9 protein-coding genes are annotated in these 15,657 nt (G+C 31.8%); 5 read left to right on the forward strand and 4 right to left on the reverse strand.

The annotated features are described in order from the left end of the window. Positions 1-223 precede the first annotated feature (223 nt). The 4 genes from QZV12_RS06645 to surE all read right to left on the reverse strand — a co-directional run bounded on the left by QZV12_RS06645 (position 224) and on the right by surE (position 4,991). Complete coding sequence (locus QZV12_RS06645) at positions 224-688, reverse strand: archease (protein ID WP_295619135.1); 465 nt, start codon at positions 686-688, stop codon at positions 224-226. A 1,248-nt stretch (positions 689-1,936) separates the two neighbouring features. Continuing rightward, complete coding sequence (locus QZV12_RS06650; RefSeq protein WP_394350726.1) at positions 1,937-3,055, reverse strand: ORC1-type DNA replication protein; 1,119 nt, start codon at positions 3,053-3,055, stop codon at positions 1,937-1,939. Between the two features lie 251 nt (positions 3,056-3,306). After that, on the reverse strand, positions 3,307-4,044 hold the full coding sequence (locus QZV12_RS06655; RefSeq protein WP_295619138.1) for a 6-hydroxymethylpterin diphosphokinase MptE-like protein: 738 nt from the start codon (positions 4,042-4,044) through the stop codon (positions 3,307-3,309). Positions 4,045-4,202: 158 nt separating this feature from the next. Then, positions 4,203-4,991, reverse strand: coding sequence for a 5'/3'-nucleotidase SurE (gene surE / locus QZV12_RS06660; protein WP_295619141.1), 789 nt, complete (start codon positions 4,989-4,991; stop codon positions 4,203-4,205). Between the two features lie 277 nt (positions 4,992-5,268). Here surE and QZV12_RS06665 point away from each other — a divergent pair, with 277 nt between their 5' ends. From QZV12_RS06665 to QZV12_RS06685, 5 genes are all read left to right on the forward strand, one after another. Continuing rightward, positions 5,269-6,990: an Ig-like domain-containing protein gene (locus QZV12_RS06665; RefSeq protein WP_295619144.1), complete on the forward strand. Its 1,722-nt coding sequence runs from the start codon at positions 5,269-5,271 to the stop codon at positions 6,988-6,990. Between the two features lie 239 nt (positions 6,991-7,229). After that, positions 7,230-7,553, forward strand: coding sequence for a hypothetical protein (locus QZV12_RS06670; RefSeq protein ID WP_295619147.1), 324 nt, complete (start codon positions 7,230-7,232; stop codon positions 7,551-7,553). A 251-nt stretch (positions 7,554-7,804) separates the two neighbouring features. After that, positions 7,805-9,013: a hypothetical protein gene (locus QZV12_RS06675; RefSeq protein ID WP_295619150.1), complete on the forward strand. Its 1,209-nt coding sequence runs from the start codon at positions 7,805-7,807 to the stop codon at positions 9,011-9,013. Continuing rightward, complete coding sequence (locus QZV12_RS06680) at positions 9,010-12,768, forward strand: hypothetical protein (protein WP_295619153.1); 3,759 nt, start codon at positions 9,010-9,012, stop codon at positions 12,766-12,768. Before QZV12_RS06675 ends, QZV12_RS06680 begins: the two co-directional genes overlap by 4 nt. A gap of 515 nt (positions 12,769-13,283) precedes the next feature. Beyond that, a complete protein-coding gene (locus QZV12_RS06685; protein ID WP_295619156.1) occupies positions 13,284-15,515 on the forward strand; it encodes a hypothetical protein in 2,232 nt (743 codons plus the stop codon). Positions 15,516-15,657 lie beyond the last annotated feature (142 nt).

Genomic DNA, 15,657 nt, shown 5'->3' on the forward strand with positions numbered 1-15,657 from the left:
TGTATAAAAATTAATCTTTAGTTTTGTTATATAATTTAATTTTAATATAGTACTATAATCTATGTTTTATTATACATTTAAAATTAATTGTTAAAATTATAACTAACAAAAATTAGTAAAAGGCATTAGGAATGATGAAAATAAAAAAATAAGAGTATCCGCCCCCAACAATAAAACCCTTTTGATCAAACTTTTGCAAGCCGAAGGCTCGTAAAAGTTTGGGTTATAAATCCAAAATAGCCCTAAGCTTAAAAACACCATCATCTTCCTTAACATCCATCTTATGAAAGGTGATGGCCTTTACTTCAGACTTTGGTGTATGGATGTCCCAGTTTATCTCTTCACCATAAGCGGAACAGGTCAATTTATAATTGTTTAAGTCAGATGAATCATCAACTATTTTTTCAATATCAACATTAAAATCAGAAAAGAAGAGAAACTCAGTGTCCTGCAGGAACAAAAGCTCTTCCAAATAATCATATAAAAGGGAGACCAAATCTTCAGAGACTATTTCAAAATCTCTAGACTCTTCCTTTTTTACATCCCCAATATCAGTTATAACATCGAACATAGCAAGCCCTGCATTTTCATATGCCTCTTCCAATGTGTTTCCATAGGCATAAAATCCAATATCTGCAGTGACATCAAAATAATCATACTTATTTACTCTTGATTCTTTCATTTCCATAGCTATGCACCAATTGTTAACTCTACAAAATTAACTTCAACAATTTATTATTTAATTTTAATATTATATAAACTCCTTGAAAATCTGAATTCAAAACAGCAAGCATAAAGATAAAACCAATTGAATCAAGCCAATATTAGAAATGAAAATACGCTCAAATCAAGAACATATCCCAAATAAAATACACCCAAATCAAGAACATATCCCAAATAAAATACGCTCAAATCAAGAACATATCCTAAATAAAATACACTTGAAATCCTACCCTATATTAGTTTTCAAATGCTCTCTTTCTCTTTTTTTATATATGCTTTTCAACTTACTATTAGTACAGAGAGGAAAACTGAAAAAAATTTTAATTTAAACTGAGGTGAAAAAAATGATAAAACACACTAGTAATAATTGCGACTTAAGAAGAAGAAACAGTTTAACCGATCCTATGACTTTTCATAACATCCGAATAGACTTTAAAGATTGCATGGTAATATTTGTAGTTCTTACAGTATTACTTTTATCAATTTTAGCTGTTAGCGCAGATCCAAGCCCAGACATGATGGCCTGGGTATAATTAAACAATATCAAACCAAACCCATTGTTTATTAAAGGATGTAACCATATAAGATAAAATTATGCAGTGAACTATGAATATTATCGTGCAGTAAATTTTTATAGTTTTTTCTTATAGTTCTAGACGTTTCCTAGAACTAATAATTTTAAATCTAAAAAATTTCTAAAAAAAACATCTCATAAATAGTTAGAATTTATAGATTGAATTGATTACATCCTTTAACAATGTGTTAATAGTTTTTGATAATTTTAACCAATATTAAATTTTTTATTTTCATTTATCATTTTAAATCACTAAAAACCAATAAACAACCACCTTTAATCCTTTAAACACCATACATTAATTTTTTTGCTTATTTTAATTTTATGCAGATAATTTACTGGATTATTGACTTTAAAACTTTTTTTAATTTTGAAAAATCAAAATCCTTATTTTAAACTCTTTTTACCTTAAAAACCATAAGAGAATAAAAACATTAATTTAACCCTTTTTAAACTAAAAAATAGAAAAAACACTTATTTTAACCATATTTGAAATTAAAAAAATAGGATAAAAACACTTATTTTAACCATATTTGAAATTAAAAAATAGGATAAAAATTAGCCTTTAGCAGTTTAAAATTTAAAAAAAGAACAAAAATAGAATAGAAAATAAAAAATAAAAAAAGAATATGATTAAATTTAAAGATTACATCGCTTAATGTCTTCAGGAGCAAATCTTAAGATAATCTCTCTTGAATTGCCTCTGACTCCTTTTCCAGTAAACTTAGTATCAACCAATCTTAAGAATTCAAGTTTTTCAAGAGTTCTATTGAAAGTGGCATAGCTTACATTAGCCTCTTCCTTAAATTGTTTAGACAATTCACCAGCAGTTAAAATCTCATCACTTTCAACAACTGCCCTAAGCAATGTTCTTTCAATGTCATTTAATGAATTGATTGTTTCAATTAAATTAATTGACCCTTGCTTGGATACAGCCTCTTCAACATGCTCTAAAGTAATTGATCTGCTTGCATTAGCTTCTGCAATATTACCGCATACTCTAAGAAGATCAATTCCAACTCTCAAATCTCCAACCTCAAGGGTGTGATTTGAAATTTCTTCAATTATCTCATCTGAAATTACCCCTGGATAAAATCCGGCTTTAGCCCTATCAGAGAGAATGCTGAATATTTCAGAATAAGTGTATGGCTGGAATGTGATGTCTTGAGGAATGAATACAGTATTCACATTCTTATCAAGGGCATATCTGAATTCCAAGTCTGAGAGAATTGCGAAAATGCCAGTTCTCACTCCTTCAAATTCTTCATAAGCTCTTAAAATATCATAAAAGATTTTATTAGCATGTTGGGTTTGGAACAAATAATTGACATCATCAAATGCAACAACCAATGCCTTGTTTTCATTTGAAAGATGCTTCATGATTTTTTCATAAACTCTTGAAAATGGAACTCCAGTCTCTGGAGGCTGATGTCCAAATAATTTTTTATGAATTTGAGAAAAGATTCCAAAACGTGTTGTATGCAATTGACAATTGATATAACAGCAAACAACCTTATCAGTGTTCCTTTCCACTAATTCAAAAACCTTTTTAAGTGCTGTTGTTTTCCCTGTAGCACATGATCCCATAATAACTGAATTAGTAGGGCGACCTCCTTGAATTGCAGGCCTAATGCACATAGCCATCCCTTCCATTTGACTATCCCTGAAATTAAAGTTTTCAGGCATATAATCAGGGTTAAATGCATTAATGTTTTGGAATAATGTTTCATCTCCCATTAAAATATCTTCTATTGCCATATAATTTATTATATGTTAACTTATATAAAAAAGTTCTTTAATTTTGAATAATCTCATACAAATTTTAATAAAAAAATGGATAGAATCCTAAAGATAAAAAGAGGGAATTAAATTAAATAAAAATCACAGTTTTTAAATATTTAACTGCTATTTTTGGTAAAAAAAATAAAAAATCAAATGTAAAAATAATTTAAAATAAGAAAAAATAAATGAAATAAAGAATAGATAAAAAAAGAAAGTGATAAAAAGGATTATTTGACAATATCCACTAAATTAATCACTTCTACATCCGTATTTTCCTTTATCCAAGCAAGCAATCTTTCTGCAAAGATTAGTTTTTTGGTTTTGACCTCATCTGCAGGACCTGTTTCCCCTTCAATATTAGGTCTTGAATATTTGGTTACAGTTGTTCCAAAATCCATTCCTGCAAGAACCAATTCCTCACATCCTAATGCAAGGGTGAAAAACATTGCCCTATCACCATCGGTAAAACCGCCAAAGTTGTATAAATGACCTACAGGCACAGATTGGGTTGTTCCAAGAATCTTGTTAAAGCTGGTGGTCCATGTATCAATAAGCTCTTCATTGTCTCCATGGGCATGAATGACAAAATAGGATCCTAAGGAGTTTGCAGTCAACAAGTCAGACATCTTGCCGTCTAAGTCAGTTGCAACAATGTCTGGGACAAGGTCCTCTTCAAGCATTGCAGTAGTGGCACCATCTGCAGAAACAAGGAGATACTCGTTTAAATCATAATTTTCCTTAACATAATTAATGTGTTTCTTTAAGGAAGGACCTGCACCAAAGACAATGAACTTTGAAGTGTATTTCTTCTCCATGATTTCATCAAAGAAATCGTCAATGGTCAAGCATCCTTTCTTATCAAGAATGCTGTCTAATAAATCTGCAGTTTTCTCATCTCCTTCTCTTGAAAATCCAAGAGTGTCAAGAATTTCTTCATACCATTCTTCCCATTCATTAATATCCATTTTTACACCTTTTAATAAATTGAATAAATAAAATAATACAATTAAAAATAACTGTTATCTATTTTTTAAAGCCACAATTATCAATTAGCTAATGCCATAATTAAAATTCCCAATCTTCCAAACCACTGATTTTACCACCATAGCAAGACTTAAAGGAGTCAAAACTCCCAATCTTCCAAACCACTGATTTTACCACCATAAGCAAGACTTAAAGGAGTCAAGCTAGGTCTTCTTTCAACCAATAAACAATGCCCATCAGTTCCTTCCTCATAATCCTCAATCAATTTAGGAACATTCATAACTGTATCATTGCCCTCATCATCCACTCGCTCAAGAATGTTAAAGTCTAGCATCCTATCTGCAAGATAAGTGATCTTAATCTTATCAAACAATGGCTTAGATGGAATATTTAGATTAAATAAGTCAACTCCTTCCGGAAGCCCTTCATCCAATACCCTTTTAACGACTTTAACTAGAATCTTCTGAGCAAAACTATAATCTGTATCCACATACCAGTTTCCTTCCTCATCCTGCTTAAAGCAATCGTCATCCAAAAACTGTGAACATGCAATTGCAGGAACTCCAAGGCCAACAGCTTCCACTGCAGCACAAACAGTTCCAGAGGTAGTGATTTGGAGTCTGCTGATATTGATTCCCGGATTGATTCCAGTTACAACAAGATCAGGCTTTTCATCACAAACATAGTTAATACCTACATTAACAGAATCTGCTGGAGTTCCAGACAATCCATAAGCCATGCTGCCATCTGCCAATTCATATTTATCCAAATACATGTGCTTCATAATGTTGACCTTACGGCCTACAGCACTGTTATTCTCTTGAGGAGCTACAACAATAGTATTGGCAAAGCCTTCCAATGCCTGTTTGCTAGCTAAAATACCAGGGCCAAGAACACCATCATCATTAGATATTAAAATATTTTTCATGAAAAAACCTCTCTTTATCTTTGAATATTCTTGAAGAATTTTTCTTGATTATTAGTTTATTTTTAATAATACTTAAAAATTCTTAAAAAAAAATAGCAATGATTTAATAAAAAATAATAAATTATGAAAATCAAATATAAAGGACTATTTTTAAAAAAAAACCTATTTTTTATTATTATTTTCATGATTTGAAATATGTAAGCAAGTACTTGCACTCGGAAAGATATATAGGGATTGCTTTATTTAAATAACTATGGATAACTAAATTGGGGAAGACATGATGAATTTAAAAGTTATTCTATTTTTTTCTATAATTATTCTTATTTTATCAGCAGGTGCAGTTTCATCTGCTGATGTTGATAATATCAATGTTACTGATTCATCCATCATAAGCGATGAATCTTTAGATGTAGATTTTGAGTCTCCAATCTTGCCTTCAAATGGAGATAATGGAGTAATTGAAGACGAATCAGGAAATGCAGTTGAAAGTGCCAAGGGTGAAATCAGCTTAGACACCTCCAGCTATGATGAAAATGATAATCAGATGGGAGTGGAAAAGGACACTGTTGAGAAAGTTCCCACCCGTATATTTGTAAATGACATTAATGCAAATTGGAATGATGATAAACATCTTTTGATTGCTTTAAAGGACATTAACGGCAATCATTTAGTAGGTATGCCTATATCAGTTGACTTGAATGGTGAGGTAAATTATACAGTTAAAACTAATGGAAAAGTAAAAGTCCCTACAAATGAACTTTATCCTGGAACATATGATGCAAAAATCAGATTTGCAGGAAATGACAAATATGAGGCATCTTCTGCAACAGCAACTGTAGTCATAAATTATGATATGGTTTGTCAAGCACATGATCTTAACGGTCTTAAATCACACATAGCAGATATGGGAACAAAAATCCCAGAAGAAAAACCTAATATCATGCACTTGCTTTATGACATCAATACAATTGATGAAAAGTTGATTATAACCATTGATAAGGGAATGGACATTATTATTGATGGACATGGACACACTATTGACTTGAAGGGAAGCAGTAAGCATGACCACTACTTTGTAGTCAAATCTGGAAATGTAATCTTTAAAAACGTTAACTTCATCAATGGTTACAATAAGGATGGAGACAAAGGAGGAGCAATATCCTTCGAAAACAGTGCAACAGGAACAATAATCAACTGTACTTTCAAGAATTGCTGGGCTGAAAACCATGGTGGTGCAATAGCAGACAGAACAGAACACAAATTAACTGTGATAAACTCTACATTCATCGGCAATAAAGCAAGCGAAGATGATGGAGGAGCAATCTTTTGCAAAGGTTTATTGTACCTTGAAGGATGCTTGTTTGAATCAAACAATGCTAAGGTTAAAGGTGGAGCAGTATTCTGTGAAAAGGATGTGGAAGTAATAGGATCCATTTTCAAATCCAATAAGGCTTCTGGTGCAAAGGCCCATCAGTGCTATGGTGGAGCAATAAGTACTAACAAAAATGTATACATAGACAATTGTACCTTTGAAAACAACACCTCTGAAGATTATGCTGGAGCAGTACATGGGACAAATATCCACATAAATCAAAATCAAAGCAACACTCAAGCTTTTAACACATTCTTCCGTAATAACAAAGCGGGAGACAACAACGGAGGTGCACTTTACAGTGAAAATGACACCTATGCCAAAAATGCATTATTCTCAGGAAACAATGCATACGAAGATGGAGGAGCAATATTCTCTAAAAATGATGTGATAACCCATAATTGTCTATTCGAATACAATAAAGCAAAAGGTGCTAAAATCTGTGATTGCTATGGTGGAGCAATACGTGCTATAACAACCGCATGTGCATATAATTCCACCTTCAACAATAATACTGCAAAGTATGGTGGAGCAATAGTTGCATACATTGTCAAACAATCCAATTCATTCTTCAATGACAATGAAAACAAATATGGACATGATGGAGGTATTTACCTTTATAAATAGAAGGTCCTAAGCAATATGGCATAAATGTTTTGAAGATAATAATGAATTAAAGTGATTCTTATTATTTTCTATATATTTTATTAATATGAAATAACATAATACTCTTTATAAAATTATAAAATGGGAGTTTGTAAAAAAGTTTAGGCTTAAAATCAGAATATTGATTTTTACTTTTAAGGAAATCTGATAAAATTAAAATAAGCCTTAAACTTTTACAGTCTCTAAAATGGGGGAGATCCATGAAAAAATATTTAATTATTTTTTCTATTTTTACAGCATTTATTTTATTGGGGGCGAGTTGTGTAAATGCAACGGATATTGATGATTATGACCCTTTAATGCTGGAAAATGGGGAAATTGAAGTAAGTCAAGAGAATGATATTAACTTAACTTATGATAATGCAATTTTAAAAAATAATGAAAATTATGCAAGTCAAGCGAGAACTGATTTTAATGAAGACTTGCAGGGAGAAACTGCCAAGGATTTAGGCAGTGCAGGAAATAAACTTATTCTAAATAACACAGCCAATGAATTGGCAGTACAGGAAATAAACTTATTCTAAATAACACAGCCAATGATATTGGCAGTGCAGGAAATAAACTTATTCTAAATAACACAGCCAATGATATTGGCAGTGCAGGAAATAAACTTATTCTAAATAACACAGCCAATGATATTAGCAGTGCAGGAAATAAACTTATTCTAAATAACTCTGCTGACGATATTGGCAGTGTTGATAATAATTCTATTTTAGATGATTCTTCTGTAGTTGATGAAGAAATTAGGAATTATAATGAACCTATTGATGATAATATGGTTGTTAACCCTAAAATTAGACTTTCTGAAGATAATGTTGGGCTTTCCAATGACATAATATTTCCCGGAGGGGATTTAAATGACCTTAATATATTTATAACTTATATGCAGCATTGGGATGATCCCGTAGGTGATGCACTTCGTGAAAAAATAATGAGTATTTATAGTGTCAACATACCTAAACAGCATTCTAACACCATGTATTTAAATGGAGATTTCAATACTATCACTGATAAGCTTATAATAACTATAAACAGTGGCAAAAACATTACCATCGATGGACAAGGCTATACCATAGATTTAAAGGGAAGCAGCAAACATGACCATTATTTTGTTGTCAAAGCGGGAAACATCACCTTTAAAAACATAATTTTTATTAATGGGTACAATAAGGATGGAGATAACGGTGGAGCCATATCATTTGAGGATTCTGCTGTCGGAAACATTATCAATTGTACTTTTAAGAATTGTTGGGCAGAAAACAATGGAGGTGCAGTAGCTGACAGAAGCGGCAACACATTAACAATCATCAATTCCACTTTCATTGGAAATATGGCTGAAGATGACCATGGAGGGGCTGTCTATACTAAATCTAAGCTCATATTAGTCAATTCCACTTTTGAAAGCAATACTGCAGATGATGATGGTGGAGCTGTTTACTCAAAAGATACAGTGACTATTGATGGCTGTACCTTTAACAATAATCTTGCTGAAGGAGATTATGGAGGAGCAGTATATGCAGAAACCTTAACATTTACCTCTGCCCCAAGTATTTTTAAAAATAATCAGGCTGACTGTTGGGGTGGAGCAGTATATGTAAAAAAATTAAATAGTGCTGTTGAAAATGCAGTATTTATAAAAAATAAGATTATAGAAAAGGAAGCTGGCGGAGGTGCATTTTTTATAGATGAGTCTAATGTTTACTTTTATTCATGCGTATTTATAGGAAATACTGCTACTTCTTCTAGTTCCAACGGTGGAGCCGTATATACAAATAAGCGGAATGTAGATATAACATTCAAAGGCTGTATTTTTATAGATAACAAAGCTAAATTTGAGGGCCATGATGTGTATTCCAAAGGAAACATTCATATCAGTCAAATTGGTATGGTACCGATAAGCCTACATTCGACAATTGCTTCCGGAACCCTAATCCTTCCATTTGGCATGAAGAATATGATCATGTTAAGGATAAGGACTATTTGATTTCTGAATTTGTCAAGGTTGGTCAAGATGATAAGCATGTTTATTTTGGAGTGCAATTCAAATCAAAATCAGGAAACAGCTTTGCATATCCCCTATATATTGACCCAAAGGAAGTGTCACTAAAATTTGACAAAGATGTTGTGATTGAAGATATAATTACAAAGGATAATCTTTTGAACATAAGCATAGTCCCTCTTGAATTAGGTTCTATATATGCTTCTGTTGCCATCTATGGCTATGACCTTAAGAGCGGATCAATTAGAATTGATAAATTCGATCCAAATTTATATGCTACAGTTGATGACATAATCAAAGGAGATGAAGATGAGGTTGTTGTTGAAATACATATGGATGAAGCGATTAGCGGAGTTGTGAATATTGAATTTAATAATATTCTTCTCACTTCAAATATTCATTATGGGCTTGGAACTCAAATAATTCCTATTTCATCAAGTTTGCCTACAGGAACATATCTTATTAAAATATTTTTTGATGGAAATGAGTTTTACAAGAATTCAAGTTACCAAGTGAGTTTTGAATTAAAGGAAAAATCAACACCTGATAATGTTCGCGAATTTACAACACTTCAAAATCATATAAATCACAATAATGCTATGTATATGTTGCGTGATGATTATTTCTACAGTTCAATCAATGACAGGAATTATGAAAATGGTGTTGTCATATCACAGGACAATTATATTCTTGATGGAGATGGACACACTATTTATGGGAATAATTCTGCTAGGATTTTAGATATTAAAGGAAATAATGTCACTTTAAAGAATATCGTTTTTGCCAATTTCAATTCTTTCGATGGTGGTGCAGTTCACTTTGATAAAAGTGCCAATATTATAAATTGCAGCTTTATGGATGGATTAGGCAATTATGGTGGTGCAGTTTACATTGGAGCTTATGGTTATGTAGCAAATTCCACTTTTATAAATTGTTCTGGCCAATATGGTGGCGCTCTTTACATCAAGGGCGAATCTGTTGTAGAAAATTCGAGCTTTATTAAAAACTTCGGAGCATGGGGAGGTGCAATCTACTTCAATAATGGAAGTGATGTTAGCAATTCCAATTTCATAAATAATTCTGCTACCAGTATGGGAGGTTCAATTTATGATTTTGGAAAAGTTTTAAACATAATTGGACGTAATTTCACCGGAAACTATGGATACACTGGAAGTGCAATCTACTTGCATTCTGAAGGTTACTTTAAAAACAGTGTTTTTCTTGATAATAAGGCAAGTTCCGATACTTTAGAAATAAATTATGAAAATTATAAGGCTTCAGTTCAATTTTATGGATTCAATTCATATGCCCATGCGATAATGGGTGGAATGGGCATGATATTTTCCAATATTACTTATTGGAATGGAAGTGTGGTAAGCAGTATTTATGACTGTCCTGAGTTTTTCATGCCTGAGGGCATTAACATTACTTTGGAAATCTATGATTGGATAAGCAAAGAATTGATTGATACCTGTCAATTGATTACTGACAAAGAGGGAAAAGTTTATTATGATTTCAGTCATTTTGATAATTGGTTCTATGAGATTCATGCATATCACTTTGATGACAGCTATTATACTTATATTAATGCAAGCGAGTGGTTTACAGTTTCCAGAAATTCCAGTTCTGTCAAAATTGATATCGATGATAATTCAGAGTTTTATTATCCTAATATTCCAAACATTGAATTTACAGTTGAAAATTCTACAGAAGTGAGAGTTGTCCTTATTGATAGTGAAGGAAATGTATATTTGAATTCAACTACTGATGAACGTAATGTATCCCTAGAAAATCTGCCTCTTGAACAATATTATAATCTCACAGTCTATAACTTGGGAAATGAAGCTTTTGCCCCAAGCAAGGATTCAAAGACATTTAGATTATGCAGAGCAAATTCCATGACCAACATATCTCCTATTGAGGATATGGTTTATGATGAGCATGATATTGTATTTGAAATCACTGGTGAAAACTTAACTGTTGTAAATATAAAGACATTGGATGATAATGGAACTATTGTCAACAGCTTTAATATGTCCTCAGGGGCAGACATGCTTCCTCGCAGGTTGCCAGCAGGCCATTATACTGTTATAGCAACAAATTATGGAAATGAAAATATCTTCCCAAGCAATACTTCCACAACATTTACAATCTCAAAAGGATATACCTCTGCTTGGATAAATGTTGCAGATGTAACTTACCCTGAAAATGTTGATTTATGGATAAATGCAGATATGGATGGGGATTATACTGTTAATGTGAATGGTACAATTGCAAAGGTTAAGGTAATTAATAGAAGAGGTAATGTGCTATTGCCCCTTAATGCAGGTACTTATGATGTGATTTTAAGTTATGATAATCCTAATTATGATTTCAGCTTCAATCCTACTTCCTTTGTTGTTCATCAAGCTCACAATAATATTAATGTTAGTGTTGATAGTGATAGCTTTGTTGGAACCGCTATTGTACAGGTTAATGCAGATATTGATGGAATATATACTTTGGATATAAATGGAACTGTCGATTATATGGAAGTGGTTAATGGAAAAGGAAATAAACTTCTTTTTTTAGCACCAGGAGTCTATTATGCTAATGTGACCTTTGAAAATCCAAACTATAATTCATCAATTGCAAATCTTGAATTTGAGGTTAAAAACAAGACAAATAATGTAATTGTAAGTATTGAAGATGTAAGCTATCCAAATAGTGTTGTAGTGATTGTCCAAGCAGATATTGATGGAGAGTACCTTATTGATATTAATGGAACAAGCAGTACAGTTATTGTAGAGAATGGAATTGGAAATACAACTGAATTTTTAAATGCAGGGAGATATTATGCTAATGTGACTTTTGATAATCCATATTATGAGTCCAATATTACAAATGCCGAATTTGAAGTCTTAAAAGGAGTTGTGGATCTCACATTCACTATTCCTAAAGTAAAATATGGTGAAAAACTTATCATGTTTGTAGAATCTGAGGTTGATCAAATTTATGTTGTCAATATAAGTGGAAATTATCAGATTGTTAATGTGGTAGATGAAAAAGGCAATATTTCTTTATCATTAAATGCAGGCAGCTATTCTGTAGATGTGGTGAGACCTAATGAAAACTATGAAAAAATGATGAAAAAAGTCATTTTTGAGGTTCTCAAAGAAAATGCAGTAGTGTCAGCTTCAAACAAAGCCTATGTAATCAATTATGGTGGAAAGTATCAGATTAAACTTAAGGATTCTAAAGGAAAAGCATTAGCTAAGAAGAAAGTTAAATTTACCTTAGCGGGCAAGTATATTGGATATGCAACTACCAATTCCAAAGGAGTTGCTACCTTTAAATTAACTGCCAAAAGATTAAGGGTGGCTAAAGCAGGTAAAAGAAACCTTATAGTCAAGTTTGCAGGAGATGCTAATTATAAGGCAACATCAAAAACTGTAAAGATAATAATCTACAAAGAAAAAACCAAAATTGCAGCTAAAAACAAAGCCTTTAAAAAACTTGCAAAAGTTAAAAAATATGCAATAAGCTTGAAAAATAGTAAAGGAAAAGCAGTTAAGAATGTAAAACTTTCCTTAAGAGTCAGAGGAAAAACATACACTGCAAAAACCAACAAAAAAGGAAAAGCAATATTTAACATCAAAAACTTAAAAGTCAAAGGTAAATTTACTAGTGTAATTAAGTTTAAAGGCAATAGATACTACAAGCCTGTAAGCAAAAAAGTTAAATTGATTGTGAAAAACTAGATGTTTTTAAACATCGGTTTTTATTTTTTTTTTAATATTTTTAGTTAATTTTAGTTAATTTTAGTTATCTTTAGTTATCTTTAGTCAATTTTAGTTAATTTTAGTTATCTTTAGTTATCTTTAGTTATTTTTAATTATTTTTAATTATTTTAATATTTTGAAGATAGCCCGCAATTTTTACAGTAGAACTAATTCCAGAAAATGATTTCTGTTTTTTAGTCTAAAACGTATTGGAACAATCAAAAAAAAGAATCAAAAAATAAATTAAAAAACATCAATTTGTGAGCCATCCGTAAACATCCAAAAAAGATTTAATATCCAAAATAACTCCCCACAATTCTTTATTTTTTAATTTAAGATGCAAGCAACCACTTACATGCGAAAATCATTATATACTTTCTTTTATAAAGTATTAATGAATATATGAAAATATGTTAAAAAAATATGATGGGAAACATATGAAAAAACTATTACTTATTTTTACTTTAATATTTATAGCCCTCCTTGGGGCAAGTATGGTGTCAGCATCAACGAATGCTGATAACCTTAATGCTGTTGAACTTAAAAACGTTGACAATGTTACAATTGAACCAAATGCCGAAGACAAAAACGTTGGCAATGTTTCAATTGAACCAAATGAGGATGACTCTAATTCTGTTGGGAATGAGATCAATGCCAATGAAGGCATGACCAATTCTTCTGAGATTGGAAAAGATTTTGATGGTGATTCAAAATCAGAATCAAACCAAACAAACATTATCAAAGAAAAATTAGCTAGTGAAACAAACGTTTCTGCAACAAAACTTGATATCAAAGGTCCAAAAATAGGTGTTCCATTAGACATTCCAGGACCAAAATTTAGTTTTGATGACCTTCAAGCTGAAATAAATAAAGCTGCTGCAGGAAGTACCTTAACATTACATTGTGATTATAAAGGTAAAGAGAATTCCAGAATCCAATTAAATAAGGATTTGACTATTGAGGGAAATGGATATACCATTGATTGTGCAGGTCAAAGCGGTTGCAGTGCATTTTATTCAAATAGCGGAAACATAATCTTGAAAAACCTTATAATAATCAATGGCCACAATAGCGATACTGAAAAAGGTGGTGCAATTTACATTAATGGCTCTGCACAATATACCATTGATCATTGTACTTTTAAAAACAATTGGGCAGAAGATTATGGTGGAGCAATCTACAATGATGTTGATAAGCCATTGACAATCAAAAACTCCCAATTCATATCCAATGGCGTAGATGATAATAATGGTGGTGCAATTTGGTCTTGCGGAATTGTGAAAATTGATAATTCCCTATTTGATTCAAATCATGCAAATGAAGATGGAGAAGCAATTTACTGTAAAAATGATGTTTACACTAATGCTTCAACATTCACTAACAATAAGGTCAAGCCTCGTGATTGGTCATGGTATGAATACATTTATCACTGGGTAGACAATCCTAATTGTTATGGTGGAGCAATATGCTGTGATAAAACTGTGTATGTGGATAATTCCACTTTTAAAGATAACTATGCAGATGACTATGGTGGAGCAATATCTGCAACAAGCGTGAAGATAAACACCAAACAAGATAACAACAGCGAAGTGAATTCTTTCTTCATCAATAACCATGCAAAGGACAATGATGGAGGAGCAATATACTCCAAAAATATGGTAACTGCAATAAGTACCTTATTTGAAGGAAACCATGCACTAGTCGATGGTGGTGGAATCTATGCTTGTGAGGAGGTATACATTGACAGAGGTATATTTAACTCCAACAAAGCGGAAGGCGCTCAATCCCAATGTTATGGTGGAGCAATAAAAAGTGGAAAGGATGTGTATGTTGACAATTCCACTTTTAAAGATAACTACGCCTATGATTACGGTGGAGCAATATATGCAAAAAATGTGAAGATAAACACCAAACAAGATAAAGATAGCGAAGCAAAAACCTACTTCATCAACAACCATGCAAAGGACAATGATGGAGGAGCAGTGTATGCAGAAGATGGAGTTACTGCGAAAAATGCATTATTTGACGGAAACAGTGCATTAGTCTATGGTGGTGCAATTTACGCTGGCAGTGATGTGCATATTGGCAAATGTATATTTAACTCCAACAAAGCGGAAGGCGCTAAATCCCAATGTTACGGTGGAGCAATCCGGTCTAAAGGAACTGTATATATAGATAATTCCACATTCAAAAAGAATCATGCAGAAGATTATGGTGGAGCCGTATATGCAAAATATATCGAAATTAATGCTAATCAAGGTAATAAAGAAACCATTAATACATTCTTCGATGACAATAGCGCTGGAAACAATAAGGGAGGTGCCCTTTTCAGTGATAACGACGTTATTGTCAAAAATGCAAGATTTTCAGGAAATAAAGCATGTGATTGTGGTGGAGGAATTTATAGTGGCGGAGTGGTAAATGCAAACCATACTGAATTTTTAGGTAATTCAGCTCTTGAAGGTTCCAATACCAATGGTGGAAGAATCTATTCCAAATCTGGTGTAAACGTAGAAAATTGTACTTTTAAAGATAATTTTGCAAACAGTTTTGGACCTGCAATCTATTGTATAAAAAATATCAATGTAAATATGAATTCTAAAGGTGAAAACTACAGAAGCTATTTCATAAACAATACTGTGATGTCAAAAACTAATATGGATCAAATTGTTTGTGATAAGGATCATGGAAAAATCAAGTATCAAAATGCAGATTTCACTTCATAAAAGATGTTTGTCAATCAAATATCTTTTATTCTTTTTTTATTTCTTAAAAAAACAATTCAAATAATATAATTTCTATTTTTAACTCGTTTTAAATTCTTAAAAAAATAAGAAAATAAAAAATTAAAACTCTTTTTAAATAACT

The organism is uncultured Methanobrevibacter sp., from assembly GCF_902769175.1.
Lineage (GTDB): Archaea > Methanobacteriota > Methanobacteria > Methanobacteriales > Methanobacteriaceae > Methanobrevibacter.

Excerpts from the sequence above, each read along its gene's own strand:
- QZV12_RS06670 (WP_295619147.1), top strand. The coding sequence starts at position 7,230 with ATGAAAAAATATTTAATTATTTTTTCTATTTTTACAGCATTTATTTTA.
- QZV12_RS06650 (WP_394350726.1), bottom strand. The coding sequence starts at position 3,055 with ATGGCAATAGAAGATATTTTAATGGGAGATGAAACATTATTCCAAAAC.
- QZV12_RS06655 (WP_295619138.1), bottom strand. The coding sequence starts at position 4,044 with ATGGATATTAATGAATGGGAAGAATGGTATGAAGAAATTCTTGACACT.
- QZV12_RS06645 (WP_295619135.1), bottom strand. The coding sequence starts at position 688 with ATGGAAATGAAAGAATCAAGAGTAAATAAGTATGATTATTTTGATGTC.
- surE (WP_295619141.1), bottom strand. The coding sequence starts at position 4,991 with ATGAAAAATATTTTAATATCTAATGATGATGGTGTTCTTGGCCCTGGT.
- QZV12_RS06685 (WP_295619156.1), top strand. The coding sequence starts at position 13,284 with ATGGTGTCAGCATCAACGAATGCTGATAACCTTAATGCTGTTGAACTT.
- QZV12_RS06665 (WP_295619144.1), top strand. The coding sequence starts at position 5,269 with ATGATGAATTTAAAAGTTATTCTATTTTTTTCTATAATTATTCTTATT.
- QZV12_RS06675 (WP_295619150.1), top strand. The coding sequence starts at position 7,805 with ATGGTTGTTAACCCTAAAATTAGACTTTCTGAAGATAATGTTGGGCTT.